A 17,660-nucleotide genomic window follows, 5' to 3' on the forward strand; every position below is an offset into this window, starting at 1 on the left:
TTATATTTGATATTATCAATGACAAAAAATTAAAATCATGTCCATAATAACTTATATATACAAAATGGCTAAGTATCTTTCACTGCGTCTATTTAATATCCACCCTTTATGTGGAATGAATACTTTTTAAGCCATGTTATATAGTCTTTCTTTAGGAAAAACCACTGTAAAAGTTGAACCTTCATTTTCTTTAGACTGGACATCTAAATAAGCGCCATGTTGCATTAATACATGCTTCACAATGGCCAAACCTAAACCTGTACCGCCTGTTTGACGACTACGGTCGCTGTCAACACGATAGAAGCGTTCAGTCAGACGTGGTAAATGTTTGGGGTTAATCCCGATGCCTGTGTCTTGTACGCTAAAGTAAGCATGTTCACCATCGTCGTGCCAACCAATCGTAATAGTTCCACCTTTTGGGGTGTATTTGATGGCGTTCGTAATTAAATTACTAAAGGCACTAGCGATTTCCATGTCAGAACCAATCAGGTCACAGTGGCTATCAATGTGTAAATTAAGTGTGTGTCCATAATCAGCATTGTAGGCCTGAGCATCATCAAAGAGTTGATTCATTAAGCTAGGCATTTCAATAATCTGATTTTTTGCAACTTTTTTATTATTTTCTAAATTTGATAACAGCAGTAAATCATTCACCAACGCATTCATGCGCTTGGTTTGTGACTGCATCTGATCAAAGGCACGTTTCCAGCGCGGACTAATATCTTCCTGATCTGTAAACGTTTCGATATAACCACTCAGTACAGTTAATGGCGTACGAAGTTCGTGAGAAATGTTATCGACGAAGTCTTTACGCATTTGTTCAAGGTTATGCATACGAGTCACGTCGTAAGCCACCAATAAGCGACTTTCTCCACCAAACCGTGTGAGTTTGACCTGTACATAGCGGTCATCATCAAAATTTGAGTGAAGCTTAATCCCGTCGGGTGCCTGATCAATATTGTTAAAATATTCAATAAAGGTCGGCTGACGTAAAATCGTTAATAGATTTCGGCCGCGGTCGAGGGGGCTGATCCCTAGCAAACGTTCAGCAGCAGGGTTCCACCATTCGATTTGATGTTGGTCATCAATTAAAACAACGGCTTCAGCAAGTGCAACTAATGAAGACTGTGCTCGGTCAATTAAACCGACCATTTCGGCTTGAACAATTCGTTCTTGGCGCTGAGCGCGGTAAACATTAAATAATAATGCCCCCCAAATCCCATTAAGATTTGGAGGAACGTCATAAGGCTTATTCGCAATCCAGTCATTGACCAGATATAAAGAACGCAACTGGAGTGTAAAAAACACCACGAAGGCGATAAAAATACAGCTCCAGAAATACCCAAGGCCTAAACCGACTAAACCGGCAATAATTAGAAAAAATAATAAGAGCCGTAAATCTTGTTTGGCAAACGTCCATAAACTACTGTAGCGGGAAAGTTTTTGTTCACGTACCTGTTCGGGGACGGGGTAGGGTTCATACATAAATCTTGGTTAACCTGCGGCTAAATCTGCGCGTGTTGAGAAACGGTAGCCAGTTCCACGCACAGTCTGAACAAATCGGTCAACACCAAACGGTTCTAAAACTTTACGTAAACGACGGATGTGTACATCGATAGTTCGATCTTCGATATATACATTACCGCCCCACACCTGATCGAGCAACTGGGCACGTGTATATGCACGCTCTGGATGGGTCATAAAAAACGCAAGTAAGCGATATTCAGTTGGACCCATTTCTAAAATATTGTTGCCAAAGCTAACGCGCTGGCTTACAGGATCAAGAATTAAACCATTGGCATCAATAGTTTTTTCGCCACTTAATGCATTAGCACGACGCAAAACTGCCTTAATACGAGAAACCAGTTCACGTGTTGAGAAAGGCTTAGTCATGTAGTCATCAGCACCTGCGTCAAGACCTTGTACTTTGTGGTCTTCTTCTCCGCGGGCAGTCAACATAATGACTGGAATTTCTGATAGATTTTCATCTCGTTTTAAGCGGCGACATAAATCGACACCACTTACGCCTCCAGGTAACATCCAATCAAGCAAGATAAGCGCCGGACGTTGGTCGACGATAATTTGATGAGCTTGTTTGGCATCTTCTGCCTGTAAACACTGAAAGCCTGCCATGTCCAAAGAAGTATGGATCATTTCGCGAATAGGAAGCTCATCATCGACAATTAAAATATAGTCATCTTTCACAGCGCAATATCCTATAGATTTAACGGTGAACCGTTTTGTAGTTATGACAGGCTTATTACAAAGATTAATTATGACAATTTCATTGCAGAAAAGTCTATAAAATTAAATTTAGCAATAATTTGTGACAAAACTAAGGCAAAGGTATGACCAAATTGTGACATGAAGACTTTAGTTTTCTTAAAATCATTCAATAGCTTATCAATTAAGTAGCTTAACTGGTTTTGCACATTTATCGCTGTCAAAAAACTTTAATATTATTTTGAAACTTGCGCTAATAAAGATAAGAAAACGATACGGCATGCGGTTAAAACCTGCTCAAGTGACTGTTCAAACCCTCCCATGACCCATCGAATCGCAATTTGAGTGACATATCCATTTAATCCAGTTGCGATTAAAGAGAGCTCATTTTCATGGTGTTGAATTTGCGGCATGGTCAACATAACAAAGGCTTGAATCATGCGGTCAAATTGCGCAAGTGTTTCTTGAATGGTGGCCTGATTATGTAACTCTTGTACCAAAACTGCGTCGACATAGACAATACGAGCCAATCTTGGGTCTTCTTTTAAAGTAGTCAGCAGTGCACGCAATCCCGCATCGACCATTTTTTCTGGATCGGGAGTAGCTTTAATCACGGCCTGCATTAAGTTTTGCTGTAATTCTTCAATCATTTTTAAAAAGATGGTTTGAAATAAATCTTCACTCTTCTTAAATGATTCATAGAAATAGCGTTCTGTGAGTTTTGCCTCTTGGCAGACATCTTTTACCGTCACGGAAAAAAAACCGAGCGTTCCATAAGTCGCGATACCTGCTTCAATCAGTTTTTCGCGGCGCGCCTCTTTACGTTCAGATAGAGATAACCCTTTGAACTGACGTTCTTTACTCACACTTTTTGTTTTCTTTTTACTGGTTGAGTCGTTAGTCGCCATAAATAAGTCGTTTCCTAAAGATTGGTTTCCTAATTTATAGGTTTTGGCCAAATATGTTCACTATGATAAAGCTCTCAGTAGAATTGTGCCATTCTATCTGAAATTACAGTCTACTATATTGACAATGGATATTGTCAAAATTATATTAAAGATGTCTAAACTGCACATGCAATGAACCGGTTGTGCAAATATCGAAAAACAAAGGATGGACAATGAAAAATTTTAAAAACAAAGTCGCTGCAATTACGGGCGCGGGTTCTGGCATTGGGCAACAGTTAGCAATTCTTTTGGCAAAACAGGGCTGCCATCTTTCGTTGAGTGATATTAATGAGAAGGGATTACAGCAAACCGTTGAGCTTTTAAAACCGTATAGCACGATTACTGTTACCACTAAAAAGCTTGATGTGTCTGATCGTGAAGCGGTAAAGCAGTGGGCCCAAGAAACTGTTCAAGATCATGGATCAGTTAACCTGATTTTCAACAACGCTGGCGTCGCTCTAGGTTCAACTGTCGAAGGTGCGACCTACGAAGATTTAGAGTGGATCGTTGGGATTAACTTCTGGGGTGTGGTGTACGGAACGAAAGAGTTCTTACCTTTCATTAAGCAAACTCAAGATGGCCATATTATTAATATTTCAAGCCTATTTGGTTTAACCGCTCAACCGACTCAATCTGCTTATAATGCGACTAAATTTGCTGTGCGTGGTTTTACCGAGTCATTGCGTCAAGAGTTAGATATTGAAAAAAGTGGCGTAAGCTCTTTGTGTGTACATCCGGGTGGAATCCGCACCAATATTGCTAAATCTGCAAAAATGAGTGATAGCTTGAATAGTTTGGGTATGGACCCGACTAAATCTATTCAAAATTTTGACAAGTTATTACGTACTCCACCTGAAGAGGCGGCTCGTCAAATTTTACAAGCTGTATTAAAAGATAAACGCCGTTTATTGATTGGTAGTGATGCAAAAATTCTTGATGCATTCCAGCGTTTATTCCCGACTGGATATCAACGTGCTTCAACCATTGTGACCAAATTAATGAAATAATTTTTTAACGTAAAAAAGCCATCAAATGATGGCTTTTTTTATGAGATCTGATAGGTTTTAAATAAGAACTTTGATCTTCTTTTTCTTCCAGATAAATTGGTAATACAAGCCTTGAATAATACATAAACTGACAAATGCCAAGGCATAGGCGACCCAGATTCCTTTAAGGCCCCACATTGAGCTAAACCAGTAAGCACATGGAATTTCAATAAACAAAATAGCGGAAATATTAAGTAGCATTGGAACGGTCACTGTGCCGCTGGCACGCATGATCGATGCAAAAATGGCACCCGCACCAAAGAATAAAATTGCCCAAAGTACAATAAATAAAAGCTGTTGGCCCAGTACCACCACAGTCGGGTCGGTAATAAACAAAGCCATTAAATATTTTGAAAATAGATAGCCAAGTGCAATTAAGGCACCTGTAAATAAAAAGTTCATGCCTAAGGCAGTACGAGTCACCCGTGCTAACAGTTCTGATTTGCCTGCGCCAATCGCTTGTGCGGCAAAAATTGAAGCCGCAATTGAAATTGATAAGGCAGGGAACTGGATGTAATTGAGCACCTGATTCACCGCACCATACGCTGCTGTCGCATGTGATCCGTAATGGTTAACTAACCCAACAATAACCAAGCCAGCCATTGAGGTCGTAATCATTTGAATACCAGTCGGGACACCTAAGCGTAAAATGATTTTGCTCAGTTCTGGATTGTGACGGATATGTTGCAAAAGCTGACGATTCGGTCTAAGCGGATGCTTTTTCTTGTTCAAATAAATCGCAAGAAAAATTAAGATAGCAACATAACCCGTGATCGTTGCAATTGCTGGAGCAATAATTCCCAGAGCTGGTAAGCCAAAATAACCTTTAAGCAATATCGGGGTAATCACTAAGCCAATTACACTGGTTAAAGCCAATGCAAGTAAAGGCGTGGTACTGTCACCCACACCACGTAAAATTGAAGTATAGATAATATAAACAAACAGAAGCGGGCTACCCGCCAGCATCCATTGCACATAAGGTAAAGCCAGATGCATTACCTTGGGGTCAGTACCCAATAACTCTAAAATGTCGTGGGCAAAAAACACACCGATAATCGCGGTAATTACCCCACCAATCAGTGTCATAAACAGGGTAGAACCGACCACACTTTGGACTTTCTCTATGTTTTGTGCGCCCCACGCTTGCCCTACTAAAACAGTAGTACCCGTTGAAATCCCGATAATAAAAGCGAGGAGCAAGAATAAAATAGGGAAAAAAACCGAGACGGCAGCAATCGCATCAACTCCCATCATTTGACCCACGAAGATGGTGTTAATCGTTCCCGATAAGTTCTGCAAAATATTGGTTGCAATGAGAGGCAGTAAGAAAACAAAAAATGTTTTCCATAGATTTTGCTGATGAATTAAAGACTGTCTTGGTGGCATGTGTTCTCCATCGCCCATCTCTTTGATGAGCGGGGCGGATATTCAACTTAGCATATTTAGGTGAAATTTCTTGTAGTGTTTTACTGTGCTAAGTTTCTAAATTTATTAACATTCATTCAATATTTCTCCTGCTTTTTGCAATGTCTCATCATTTTTAGCAAAGCAGAAGCGAATTAGGCGTAAAGACTCTGGCGCTTGTTGGTAGAAAACCGAAACAGGAATAGCCACAATTTTATGTTGCTCGGCTAAAAACTGGCACATTTCAACATCGTTTAAATCGGGTCTAATTTGACTGTAATCAAGGTTTTGAAAATACGTACCTTGAGATGGTTTTAGCAAGAAACGGCTATTGTGAATCGCCTGATTAAATCGATCTCGCTTAGTTTGATAAAACTGCGAAAGCTCTTGAATATGTTCTGGATGTTGCTCCATATATTGCGCTAGGGCAATCTGACAAGGTGTCGTGCCACAGAAATTCGCATATTGGTAAATCTGGCGGAACAGACGCATTAACTCAGGTGAGGCGACGCAATAACCTGTTTTCCAGCCTGTCACATGAAAGGTTTTCCCAAAAGACCCAATCACAAAACTACGCTCTCTGAGCTCTGGAAAATGCAAAGCACTAAAGTGTTGTTGACCATCAAACACTAAGTGTTCATAGACTTCATCTGATAAAACCACAATGTTTTTATCTTGAATTAGTTCAATGAGTTCTAACCAGTCTTGTTTATCCCAGATGGTACCTGTTGGATTATGGGGAGTATTCACCACAATCATACGGGTTTTGTCATTAATCAAATCTTTAACGTGTTGCCAGTTCACCTTAAAGTCAGGTGCCTCAAGTGCGATATGAACCGCTTTACCGCCAGCTAACTGCACAGAAGGGCCGTAGCTGTCATAACTTGGGTCAAAAATAATGACTTCATCGCCTGCATTGATGCATGCCTGTATGGCACAGAAAATTGCTATGGTTGCGCCGGGAGTAATCGTGATTTGCGTTACAGGGTCAAGTTGAAATTGGTCACGCTGCTGAAATTGTAAAGCGAGTTGTTCGCGTAAACCGAGAATACCATCGCCGGGTGGATATTGATTATGCCCAGCTAGAGTCGCCTGAGATAAAGCTTCCAGTAAGGCTTGTGGTGCCGGAAAATCGGGAAAGCCTTGTGACAGGTTGAGAGCACCTAAACGATGTGCCATTGCCGTCATGGTACTAAAAATAGTCACGCCTTGAGTGGCCAGTTTTGACTGTAGCTGTAGCATATTGTTCTCTTATTAAAAATATTTAAAGTTATAAAATTGATTCAATTACTGCCCGAATTACACCGAGGGTTAAACCAATAAATGCACCGACTACAACGCCATTTACTCGAATCATATGTAGGTCGCCACCTACTTCATTTTCAATTTTCCCAATCATTTCACGCGAATCCCATTCATGAATGCGCTCGCTGACATAGCGGATGATTTTATGGCTATATTGATCTGTAAAATTCAGCGCAAGACCTGTCATTTCTTTGTTTAGCACTTCACGTACTTTGGCATTTTGAACCAGGTTTTCACCCAGTTGCTGAATCGCAGCTCTCAGATTCATTGCAATGCCAGAGTCTTTTTTCATTAAATCTTCTTTAATGGCATTACACAAAATCGTAACAGCGCCACTGATGAAATTGAGGACTTGTGGACTATCGAGAAGGGCATCTTTACCGCTGTTGAGACGTTGGCTAGCAACGCTGTCTGGTTTTGCCAGCTCAAGCATGAGAGAGTGGGCAATGGTTTCAATTTCTTGTCGCCATGGGTGTTCAGTGTCTGCCAGCATCGATTCTACTTTTTCAACGAGTGAGTCGATGGTACGTTGTTGAACATCAATACCAATCCAGCTTGCGCCTTTTGCAAGTGACCAGACACCAAGTGCTTTAAACATCTTACGGGTTAATTCACGGGTTTTATCTGGGTTTTGTACCACCCATTCATGAGCGATATCGAGTCCACGCTGTAAAACGTCTTGATGGAAATCATTTTCCAATACCGCGCGGAGCATTTCACTTGCGAGTTTATTGACTTCGGTATTACGCACCCACTGCACACTATTGTTTTGCACAAAATTGGCAATTTGATCTTGGCTAACAAACTCAAAAATTTTCGGAACGGTTTGCTGAATGAGCTGCACCACTTGTGTATTGTTTTGTGGACTTGCTAACCATTGACCAATTGCGAGGCTTAAGTCAGTTTTTTCTAAGCTTCGTTCGACCACTTGAGGCGAAAGAAAATTTTCTTGTACAAAACGACCCATTGACTCTGCAATGCGAGCTTTGTTGCGTGGAATAATTTCGGTATGGTCGCGTAAAAACTTAGGAATGGGTAACTTACCAAATGGGTTCCGAAACAGAACGGTAATCGCGTACCAGTCGGCTAAACCACCGACTACACCGGCTTCTGCCCCTAACATTAAAATATGAATAAAACCTGTGTACTCTGGCAGAAAACGATCAGCCACCATCAGTGCAATCCACAGCACAACGACAATAATAAGCGCCAGAGTAGCAAAATATTTGCTACGTTTAAGACTGGGCACGTGGTGAACTTCTTCTGCTTCTGCCATGTTCATAAATTTATCCTATTCATTTTTGTTTTACTGGAGGCTCAGGCGGTGGCAACAGCTCTCCTGTCGGACTCAATCCATATTTTTGTCCGATTGATTTCAAGATCAAGGTTGCATCAAAAGCATCCTGTGGGGCCTGCTTTTGATCCCGATAACATTCAATAGTATACGACACTTGAACAGGGTCGATATTGACCACTTGTGGGTAATCATAGAACGGATCATGCCAAAAACCTGGGTAGCGACGACCGTAACCATATGGGTAAAAGCTTGGAGCTGATGGATAAACCACAGCTTGACGTGGTGGTTTCAGGCTCTGATTGCTTGGATCATTTTGCACTTTAAAAAAGCGAAAGCCTTTTTGTATAGTCGTTTGTGCTGATTTTACTAAGGTAATTTCTTCAGCTCTGCCATAACTCATATTTGGGTCGGCTTGAAAACTAATACGGAACGTTTGGGCATTTAGAGGATATGCTGAAAACTGCCCAAGCTGATCAAAGGTTCTTGGTTTACTTGGAGTCGTTGCACATGCAGTTAAAGTTAAGGCAGTGCCTAAGGCTAAACAAAGAGAGAGATATTTCATGATGAACTCCCAGCTGAGCATTAAAAAAATAGATGACTCAGCATTAAAAATTAAGAAGTTTTAAAAACTACTGTTCGGTTCTAATAAAAATTCGGTTTCCTCTGGAGTGGAAACACGCCCGAGAATGGTATTTCGATGAGGATAGCGTCCAAAGCGATCAATAATGACTTTATGCTTTTTCTCAAAACTTAAATTAATTTCATTGCCGAGGCGTTGAAAGAGTTTCAAGGCAAATTCATGAATCAATTTTGATTCACTATGCATAAACGGCATATATAAAAAAGAACGTTGCTCTGGATTAAGCTGTGCATCGAGTTGTAAGCTAATAGTTTCCTGTGCCAAAGCTAAAGCAAGGCTGTCGTAAGCAAAAGATTGTGGTTGATCACGATAAATGTTGCGAGAAAACTGGTCTAGTACAATAATCTCTGCCAAACGGCCTTCCGGTGTTTTTCGCCAAGACCACAGTTCTGCTTGAGTTGCCTGTCGATGAACGTCAGAAAAATTTTCACGGATTTTTTTGTCAAAATCATCACTTTTTGCAAACCAAAGTGAACGGTGTTCAGGAGAAAACCAGAAGTTTAAAATGTCTTGTTCGTTCATGATATTGACAACTCTTTAGCAATTATTCTTCAATAAAATCACAATTCTTTCGTGTCTTAAATAACAAGATTGTGATAAAAATTGCCAAACTGGAATGATGTGAGTATATAAATAGCCGTATCATCTCACGATTTTGTATATAGTGATCTTTAATAAGCGAGCAAATGCATGAGTCAACCCACTACACCCTCTCAATCAGTTATTCCTGCTTGGGTGGATTCGTCGCTACTACAAGGCATGTTACGTGGAATAGAGCGTGAAAGCCTACGTATGCAAAGTAATGGGTTCTTATCACAAGAGTTACATCCAAAGGCATTGGGTTCGGCTTTAACACATCCACAAATTACGACTGATTATTCAGAAGCATTAATGGAGTTTATTACCTCACCTAAGCCAACCATTGGTGAAGCTTTGAATGAGCTCACCGATATTCATGCGGTTGTGCATCGTCATTTAGAAAATGGTGAGAAACTCTGGCCGTTGTCTATGCCATGTATGTTAGATGACAATGAAGAACGGATTCGTCTAGCACAATACGGCACCTCTAATATTGGTCGTTTTAAAACACTATACCGCCGTGGGTTGGGAATTCGATATGGTCGCCGTATGCAGACTATTTCAGGCGTGCATTACAATTTATCTTTTCCAGATACGCTTTTTGCCGAGCTACAAGCTCATGAAACTGACGAACAATTAAAATCATTAAGTTTGCAGGATTATCGTAGCCATCGTTATTTTGGCCTTATTCGTAATTTTATCCGTTTAACACCGTTAGTTATGTTTTTAGTGGGCGCTAGCCCAACAGTATGTCGTTGTTTCTTAACTGGACATAAACATCAATTGTTACCTTTAATCAAAGGTTCATACTATTTACCGTATGCTACAGCTTTGCGCATGGGGCGATTGGGCTATCAAAACTCAGCTCAAAAAAGCTTAGGTATTCATTACAATAATTTGTCTGGCTATCTGGATGGTTTACAAAAAGCCGTTCATTCTCCTTACCCACCATTTAGCCGTTTAGGGTTAAATGATGCCTCTGGTGAGCCGTTGCAAATCAATGATCATGTTTTGCAGATCGAGAATGAATATTACAGTCTTGTACGTCCAAAACAGGTGCCTCAAAAAGGTGAAACACCATCTCAAGCCTTGAAAAATCGAGGGGTGGGATATGTTGAGTTGCGTGCTGTTGATGTAAACCCATACTCGGCAATTGGCGTTGATGAAACAACTGCAGGCTTCCTTGAAGTGTTAGCACTTTATTGTCTGTTAAGTGATAGTCCAGACTTGTTAGGTCCAGAGCAAGACTTGGTTGAGAAAAATCAGACTGAGGTGGTAAACCGAGGTCGAGCGCCAAACGCAACCATTACAGATTTAACAGGGTCATATCACATCGAAGATTGGGCACGTTTATATATTGCAAAAATGCAAGATTGTGCACAGCTACTCGATCAGACCTACGCAACAGACTTGTATGGTTCAGCATTAGCGATCATGCAAGCACGAATTGATGAAGTTGATGAGACTTTATCTGCCCATGTCATTGACGATACGTTAAAACATGGTGGAACTTGGAGTTTTGGTAGCCACATGGCGCAATTACATGCTGAAAGCTATGAAGAGCATGAGCTTAGTGTGGAAACTTTGAAACATTTTGAACAATTGGCTGCACAGTCGTTACAGCAGCAAGAACAACTTGAGCAAGATACTCAGGTCAGTTTTGACCAATATCTTGAACAATATCGATAATAAAACGAGGTTTTACATGCGATTAAGTTACCGTTTGGTGAGTGGACTACTTGTTTTAGCAAGTATTGTCGGCATGTCTTTTGCGCTGTATCTGGAACATGTAAAAGGTTTAGAGCCATGTCCGCTCTGTATTTTTCAACGTGTTGGCTTAATGGCGATGGGTTTTGTGGCACTCATTGCATTTTTACATAACCCAGTGTCCAATGCGATTAAACGCTTTTATGCATTTTTGGCTGGCATCGCAATTTTATGGTCAGTCGGGGTGGCAGGGCGTCATGTGTGGATACAGCATTTACCCGCAGATCAAGTACCGAGTTGTGGACCGGGTTTAAATTATTTAATTGATGCTTTACCTATGAAAGCAGTTTTGCAAGAAGTGCTTGCTGGTTCAGGTGAATGTGCTGCAATTGACTGGACCTTTTTAGGTCAATCTTTACCAGTTTGGTCATTAGTTTATTTCCTTTTGCTATTACTGGTCTGTTTATGGCAGTTATTCCGTTTTTATCCAGCGTTTAAGACTGCTAAAAAGTAAGTTTAAACAGATTAAAAAAAGCCCAATATTATGTTGGGCTTTTTTTATTGTTTTAGAATTAATCAAAATATAAAAAAATGAATTAAAAAAAAGCATAACGATGTAGACAGATAGTTCTGTTTTTTATAAAGTGCAGCCGTTTATATATCCTTATGATTATAAAAAATGCTTTTTAATATATTTAATGTTTTGGAAAAAATAGGGTTAAGTGCACAGAAACGCGCGATTCACGTGCAATTTTCTAATGAACTACTCAATAACCAAGTTTTTTTACAGCGTATCGAAGGCCAACACCATCTAAATGGGGAAATTGAAGCTGAGTTAATTTGTCTTTCGACGAGTGCCCAAATTGCATTGAAGCAGTTTATAGGGGTGCAAGTTGCTGTTGATCAGGTCACAGATGCAGGTCAATTATTTCGAACAACAGGAATTGTAACGGAAGCTAGTTATGGCCAAAGTGACGGTGCTTTAACGCTTTATAAACTGACCTTAAAAGACGCGACAAATTTATGGCACAAGCGCCGTAATAGTCGTGTTTTTATGAATAAAAGTATTATTGAAGTCACGGAAGTTTTGTTTAAAGAATGGCAAGAAAAAAGTCAGCTTTTTGCGACAAGTTTAAGTCTCGATCTTAGTGGCTTAAGTCAGAGTTATGATATTCGCCCATTTATCATGCAGCACAATGAATCTGACTATGACTTTCTGACGCGCTTGTGGCGAAGTGAAGGCGTTAGTTGGTTAATTGATGAAACAGAGCTTTTTGTACCTCATTTTACTGCGCCAATACAGGCTCAAAAACTGAGACTCATTGATGACAATAGTCAGTACCAAGCTTTAGAACGTCGCAGCATTCGTTATCACCGAAGTAGTGCAACAGAATATCAAGATAGCATTACGGGCTTTGTAGCAGTGCGGACTCTGCAACCCACCGCGGTACATGTACAGCGCTGGCAACCGGATGCTCTGGCACACGAAGAGGGTGTAGGTTCAGTTATCACTACACACATACATTCAGAGCAGTTTGATTCAGCGAGTTTGAGCCTTGAACAAGCATGGCACATGAGTCCAGCTTTGATGCGAGATTTAAAAGGTGAAGATCAGGCTACTGCTTCAAGTAGTAATCAGCTAGAAAAATTAAATCAGCACTTTACGGATATGTATGCGAGTCAGGCCAAATACTTTAAGGCCTATAGTAGTGTGCGTGATAGCCAAGTCGGTTATTGGTTTAATCTACAGGAGCATCCTGAAATTGATCAGCATGAAGGGGCTGATCAAGAGTTCCTGATTATTTCTAAAAATTTCTATAACCAAAATAACTTACCGAAAGATTTACATCAGCAAGTTAGCCAGTTGTTAACTCAAAGTCGTTGGGATAAACATGGTTATGATGATATTGAACGTCAAGGTAATGAGCTGACCTTAATACGCCGTCAAATTAAAACTGCGCCTGAATATAATCCAGAACAACATCGTCCAATTGCCTACCCACAAAGAGCGAAAGTCGTAGGGCCAGAGGGAGAGACCATTCATGTCGATGAATGGGGACGTATCAAAGTGCGCTTTCTATTTACCCGTAGTGATGATCATGGACATGACGGTGGTGCAGGCAGTAATGACAACGATACTGACTCGGCTTGGGTCGATGTACTGACTCCGTGGGCAGGTGAAGGCTATGGAGCACGTTTCTTGCCACGTATTGGTGAAGTGGTTGTCATTGACTTCTTTGATGGCAATATTGACCGTCCATTTGTGACGGGGCGCATCCATGAAGCGCAGCGTTCACCAACAAAGTTCGATATAAAAGGCCAGCTTCCTGCGACTAAAAAACTAAGTGGGATTCGTAGTCAGGAAATTAGTGGTAGTGGCTTTAACCAATTACGCTTTGATGACACAACAGGGCAAATCAGTACCCAACTCCAAAGTAGCCATGCAGCAACACAGCTGAATTTGGGTAATTTAAGCCATCCTAAAGAACAAGAGATGAGTCAAGGCCGTGGTGAAGGCTTTGAGCTTAGAACAGACGCTTGGGGCGCTGTGCGTGCAGGTAAAGGCATGCTCATTAGTACCTATGCACAAGAGCAGGCAATTGCAGACCATTTAGAAGCTGCACATGCACAATCTTTACTTTCACAAGGTTATGACAGCATGAAAATGCTCAGTGAGGTTGCGGCTAAGCAACAAACTGATGCTTTGAATGTGATTAATCGATTACCCAAATTCATCCAGTCACTTGAGCTAAAAACCACAGGGCAGGCATTAAATAGTACGGTAAACCTATTTAAGGAAGGCATTAATAACGATCCTATTCACGCATTAAAAGACTGCGGTGGCTTTATTCAAGACATGGGTGCACTAGGTGGCGATGCAAAAGGCGTTATAGACGAATTTAATGCTTTCTTTACCGATGCTAAAGATGCGATAGAGAATTTAAAAGCGTTCATCGAAAATGTTGAAGAACATGGCGCTGACATCGTTAAAGGAAAACTTGCAAGCATTAAAGACCGGATTCATAAAAATCCATTTGAAAGTATTCAAGAGGTCGGAAAAGTCTTAGGGAATGTGGAGACCAAAGACTTTGACATGATGAGTGTATGTGGAACATTTAGTAAAGGCAGTAAATTAGAAGTATCACCTTCTAAAGCATTGGGTTCTTTACAAGGCTTTATGGAGGGTTATACCCAAGGTTTAGAAAGTAGTTCAGATGCTAAGCAGCAAGAACAAGGCAAAATTTTTAGACAAGCCCTTATGTTATTAGCATCGCCAAATGGCATTGCTCTAACAACACCTGAAAATATTATCTTACAGGCCTCACAAGATATTGCCGAAAGTGCCAGCGGTTCAATTAATTTAAGCGCACAGAAAAATATCATTGGGCATGCACAAGACAAAATTAGTTTGTTTGCTGCACAGAAGGGTTTTCGCGCTTATGCAGCAAAAGGAAAGCTCGAACTACAAGCGCAAGACGATGCCATTGAAGCGATTGCCAAGAAGGTCATCAAGCTTATTTCTACTGAAGAAAAAATTGAGCTTACAAGTCCAAAAGAAATTGTATTAACAGCGGGTGGATCTCAGCTCAAAATTAATGCGGATGGCGTATTTTCAACAACAGGCGGTAAGTTTGAAAGTAAAGCTGGACAGCATTTGTTTACGAGCGGAGCTAAGGTTTCTTATGAGGTTCCTGAGTTGCCTAGTTCTTTTGATTATAGTAATAGAATTGATTTGTATAAGATTTTTCAATGGAATGATTTCGAAAATATTAAATATAGCGCAATTTTTGAAAATCAAAGAGTTACGCAAGGGAATTTAGATGAATTAGGAAGAACAGAAAGATTCAAGAGTAGTACCCCTGATAAAATGAAGGTTTTAGTGGGATATAGTGCTGATAAATGGCATAAAGAAACAGAAGAGTTTGAGGATTTTGATGACTATGAAATCCACAATGATTCTAACTTAAATAATAATTCTAATTAAGGGGAGAGAAAATGAATAAGAAAGGTTTAATTCAGTTTAGATTTGTTGAATTATTTACTGCTAATAACATACCGAATTTATATCATGTTATTAAGAATGGAAAGGGTGTAACTATTGCTTCCGGAATGACGAATAGTAATGGCTTAACAGTAATGATAAGTAGAGATGTAGGTGATACTCTTTATGTATATTTAAAAAATATTATAACAGGTGATTTGAAAGAAAAAGTTAGACACACTATTATTTATAAAAAGGAGATAGTAAGAGTAACATCATCAAAAATACTATTAGATAATATTACCTTAGCAAAATCAACGAATAAACCTGGTAATTATAGATATTTAACGCATAAAGTAAAAAAAGGAGAAAATTTATCTTCAATTTCTCATCAATTTAATTGTAAAATTAGTGAAATTGTAAATTTAAATAAATTAAAAAATCCTGATCATATAGATGTTGGACAAATTATTAAAATTCCATATAAAGGTGCATCGAATGATACTAAAAAAAATCCTGATAACAATCAATCTAAGCATGAAAATAATAAATCATCTTCTACTCAGAAAGTAAATTCACATGAAAATAATAATAAAAATACTTCAGATAAACCTCAAAAAAGAATAGAGTCAAAAGATATAAATGATGAATATACAAAAGAGTCAGGAAAACCAATGAAAGTTGCTACTAATGCAACTTCACCATGTATTTGTAAACAATATAATTTGGCTTGGGGATCTAAAGTTAGTTGTGAATTTAGGAAAAGAGTTATAAAAATAGCACAAAATTTGTGGCCTAATGATTCAGAGAATATGGCAAGTCAATTAATGGCTGTTATGCATTTAGAGTCTGCCGGTACTTTTAGTCCAAAAATTGGAACTTTTGTCAGCAAAAAATTAACAGATGATGCTAAAGGTGGTTATGTTGGTCTTATCCAATTCGGAAAATTTGCTTCAATTGATTTAAAAGTTAAAAGATCTGATTTAGCAAAAATGTCAGCCGTACAACAATTAGATTATGTGGAAAAATACTATAAACTAAACTCTGCTCATACAAAGATTAAAACTCTAACTGGATTATATTTATGGGTGAATTATCCTAAAAATGTCAAAGAAAATCGATTAGAAGATGAAGATATTGTGTATGCGGCACCTAAAGACGCAGAAGTAACTTCTAAAAAATTTTTAGAAAGCCCATATCACCAAAATCCTAGTTTTATGAAAGAGAATGATGAATATAAACGGGATGGCAAAAAAGTTATTAAACAAGGATTTAAAAATGGTTCAACTAAAGTTTGGGAGGTTGAACAAGAAATTAAAAAACATTTAACCGAAGGTATAAAAAGTCAAAATTTAGAGAAAAATTATAATTGTGCATACATTAATCATACTGAGATAAAAAATACTCAGAAAATTAATTTGGAAAAATTTGCTGAAATTTTAAGAAAGAGAGCTAAAGAAAAAAGTCAACATCAATGTGCAAAATATGTAAGAATTGCATTAGAGGCTGGGGGAGCCGACACTTCAGGACATCCTATCGCAGCATCAGATTGGGGGCCAACTCTCAAAAAAATAGGTTATAAAGAAATACCTGAAGAGTTTAATAAACCTCAATTAGGTGATATTTATATCATCACCAAAACTGATAAGCATCAATATGGCCATATTGCAGGCTATGATGGTAGCCAATGGATTTCTGATTTTAAACAAAAAGGTCATAGAATTTATAGTGATCATGTTAACTACAGATATTTTAGAATGTAATTTGTTAAATAGGAGATTTTAATGAAACTTTTAATTTTAGAAATTTTATGTTTAAGCCTTTTATCTGGTTGCGCTTCCGCAAAAGAAGCTGAATGTTACAATACTTCAAAAGCTCTAATTACAGATTTATACAATAAATTTTCTATTAATAGCGATGAGGTTATTGAAAATAAAAATAGAAAAACCTTAAGTAATTTTTTTGATAAAAACCTTACAAATTTACTTATAAAAGATCAAGAATGTAGTGCAAGAAATAATGGGGTTTGTAATATTGATTTTAATATTTTAATTCATTCTCAAGATACTCCTAATAAATATAAGATATTACAGGATACGGATAATTTAGTAACAGTTAAAGTTGAATATCATCAATACTCAGAATTTATTAACTTTGTTATTAATAAAGAATCTTCTTGTAAAAAAATAGAAAATATAAAATACGATGATGGAAGTGATTTAAGTAAAATGCTGCGGAAATAACATGAAATATTCAATATTATTCTTAATTTTACTATTTGCTAATCATACATTTGCAAATACAGAAATATGGAATGGTACATATCACTATTATAGTTCAGAGGAGCTACCTAGTGGAAATGTTGCGACGATAGAGTCAACTTTAACATTAGCACCAAAAAAATGTGTGTACTCTATTATTGGTTTTCAGGTTGATAAATCCTATATATGCAAAGTGAAAGAAAAAAATAACGAGCTATATTTCTTTAATGTTCAAAGTGGTGAAAAGTTAGGAAAAGTAGTCTTTAAGA

At 38.6% G+C, this 17,660-nt stretch carries 15 protein-coding genes; 7 read left to right on the forward strand and 8 right to left on the reverse strand.

The window, feature by feature from the left end; translation table 11 throughout:
- Positions 1–126: 126 nt before the first annotated feature.
- The 3 genes from phoR to NL42_RS16540 all read right to left on the reverse strand — a co-directional run bounded on the left by phoR (position 127) and on the right by NL42_RS16540 (position 3,131).
- Positions 127–1,485 carry a phosphate regulon sensor histidine kinase PhoR gene (phoR, locus tag NL42_RS16530; protein ID WP_336166761.1) on the reverse strand — a complete coding sequence of 453 codons (1,359 nt, stop codon included), beginning with the start codon at positions 1,483–1,485 and terminating at the stop codon, positions 127–129.
- 9 nt (positions 1,486–1,494) lie between these two features.
- Positions 1,495–2,205 carry a phosphate regulon transcriptional regulator PhoB gene (gene phoB / locus NL42_RS16535; protein WP_016139821.1) on the reverse strand — a complete coding sequence of 237 codons (711 nt, stop codon included), beginning with the start codon at positions 2,203–2,205 and terminating at the stop codon, positions 1,495–1,497.
- Positions 2,206–2,459: 254 nt separating this feature from the next.
- The gene (locus NL42_RS16540; RefSeq protein WP_016139822.1) at positions 2,460–3,131 is read right to left on the reverse strand and encodes a TetR/AcrR family transcriptional regulator; all 672 of its coding nucleotides are present in this window, start codon (positions 3,129–3,131) and stop codon (positions 2,460–2,462) included.
- A gap of 212 nt (positions 3,132–3,343) precedes the next feature.
- Between NL42_RS16540 and NL42_RS16545 the strand changes: the two genes are divergently transcribed.
- Complete coding sequence (locus NL42_RS16545) at positions 3,344–4,177, forward strand: SDR family NAD(P)-dependent oxidoreductase (RefSeq protein ID WP_151744194.1); 834 nt, start codon at positions 3,344–3,346, stop codon at positions 4,175–4,177.
- A gap of 57 nt (positions 4,178–4,234) precedes the next feature.
- Here NL42_RS16545 and NL42_RS16550 read toward each other — a convergent pair whose 3' ends face one another.
- The 5 genes from NL42_RS16550 to NL42_RS16570 all read right to left on the reverse strand — a co-directional run bounded on the left by NL42_RS16550 (position 4,235) and on the right by NL42_RS16570 (position 9,384).
- Positions 4,235–5,602 carry an MATE family efflux transporter gene (locus tag NL42_RS16550; protein ID WP_461313573.1) on the reverse strand — a complete coding sequence of 456 codons (1,368 nt, stop codon included), beginning with the start codon at positions 5,600–5,602 and terminating at the stop codon, positions 4,235–4,237.
- A gap of 105 nt (positions 5,603–5,707) precedes the next feature.
- Entirely contained in the window at positions 5,708–6,862 is a 1,155-nt protein-coding gene (locus NL42_RS16555; RefSeq protein ID WP_461313574.1) for a pyridoxal phosphate-dependent aminotransferase, read from the reverse strand.
- Positions 6,863–6,890: 28 nt separating this feature from the next.
- Positions 6,891–8,201 carry a DUF445 domain-containing protein gene (locus NL42_RS16560; RefSeq protein WP_461313582.1) on the reverse strand — a complete coding sequence of 437 codons (1,311 nt, stop codon included), beginning with the start codon at positions 8,199–8,201 and terminating at the stop codon, positions 6,891–6,893.
- Between the two features lie 19 nt (positions 8,202–8,220).
- Positions 8,221–8,784 (reverse strand): CC0125/CC1285 family lipoprotein, encoded by a 564-nt coding sequence (locus NL42_RS16565; RefSeq protein ID WP_461313575.1) that lies wholly within the window; start codon positions 8,782–8,784, stop codon positions 8,221–8,223.
- 60 nt (positions 8,785–8,844) lie between these two features.
- On the reverse strand, positions 8,845–9,384 hold the full coding sequence (locus tag NL42_RS16570; protein ID WP_461313576.1) for a DUF924 family protein: 540 nt from the start codon (positions 9,382–9,384) through the stop codon (positions 8,845–8,847).
- 168 nt (positions 9,385–9,552) lie between these two features.
- On the opposite strand from NL42_RS16570, the gene gshA reads away from it, so the two are divergent.
- The 6 genes from gshA to NL42_RS16600 all read left to right on the forward strand — a co-directional run.
- Positions 9,553–11,130, forward strand: a complete 1,578-nt coding sequence (gshA, locus tag NL42_RS16575) for a glutamate--cysteine ligase (protein WP_151767078.1) — start codon at positions 9,553–9,555, stop codon at positions 11,128–11,130.
- Between the two features lie 16 nt (positions 11,131–11,146).
- Complete coding sequence (locus NL42_RS16580) at positions 11,147–11,662, forward strand: disulfide bond formation protein B (protein WP_461313577.1); 516 nt, start codon at positions 11,147–11,149, stop codon at positions 11,660–11,662.
- Between the two features lie 165 nt (positions 11,663–11,827).
- Positions 11,828–15,133, forward strand: a complete 3,306-nt coding sequence (locus NL42_RS16585; protein ID WP_461313578.1) for a type VI secretion system Vgr family protein — start codon at positions 11,828–11,830, stop codon at positions 15,131–15,133.
- Positions 15,134–15,144: 11 nt separating this feature from the next.
- Positions 15,145–16,893 carry a LysM peptidoglycan-binding domain-containing protein gene (locus tag NL42_RS16590; protein ID WP_461313579.1) on the forward strand — a complete coding sequence of 583 codons (1,749 nt, stop codon included), beginning with the start codon at positions 15,145–15,147 and terminating at the stop codon, positions 16,891–16,893.
- Between the two features lie 21 nt (positions 16,894–16,914).
- Positions 16,915–17,373, forward strand: a complete 459-nt coding sequence (locus NL42_RS16595; RefSeq protein WP_461313580.1) for a hypothetical protein — start codon at positions 16,915–16,917, stop codon at positions 17,371–17,373.
- A gap of 1 nt (position 17,374) precedes the next feature.
- Positions 17,375–17,660, forward strand: a 286-nt coding sequence (locus tag NL42_RS16600; RefSeq protein WP_461313581.1) for a DUF5991 domain-containing protein, incomplete at its 3' end; no start/stop codon positions are given.

It is taken from the genome of Acinetobacter sp. GN11, from assembly GCF_054823985.1.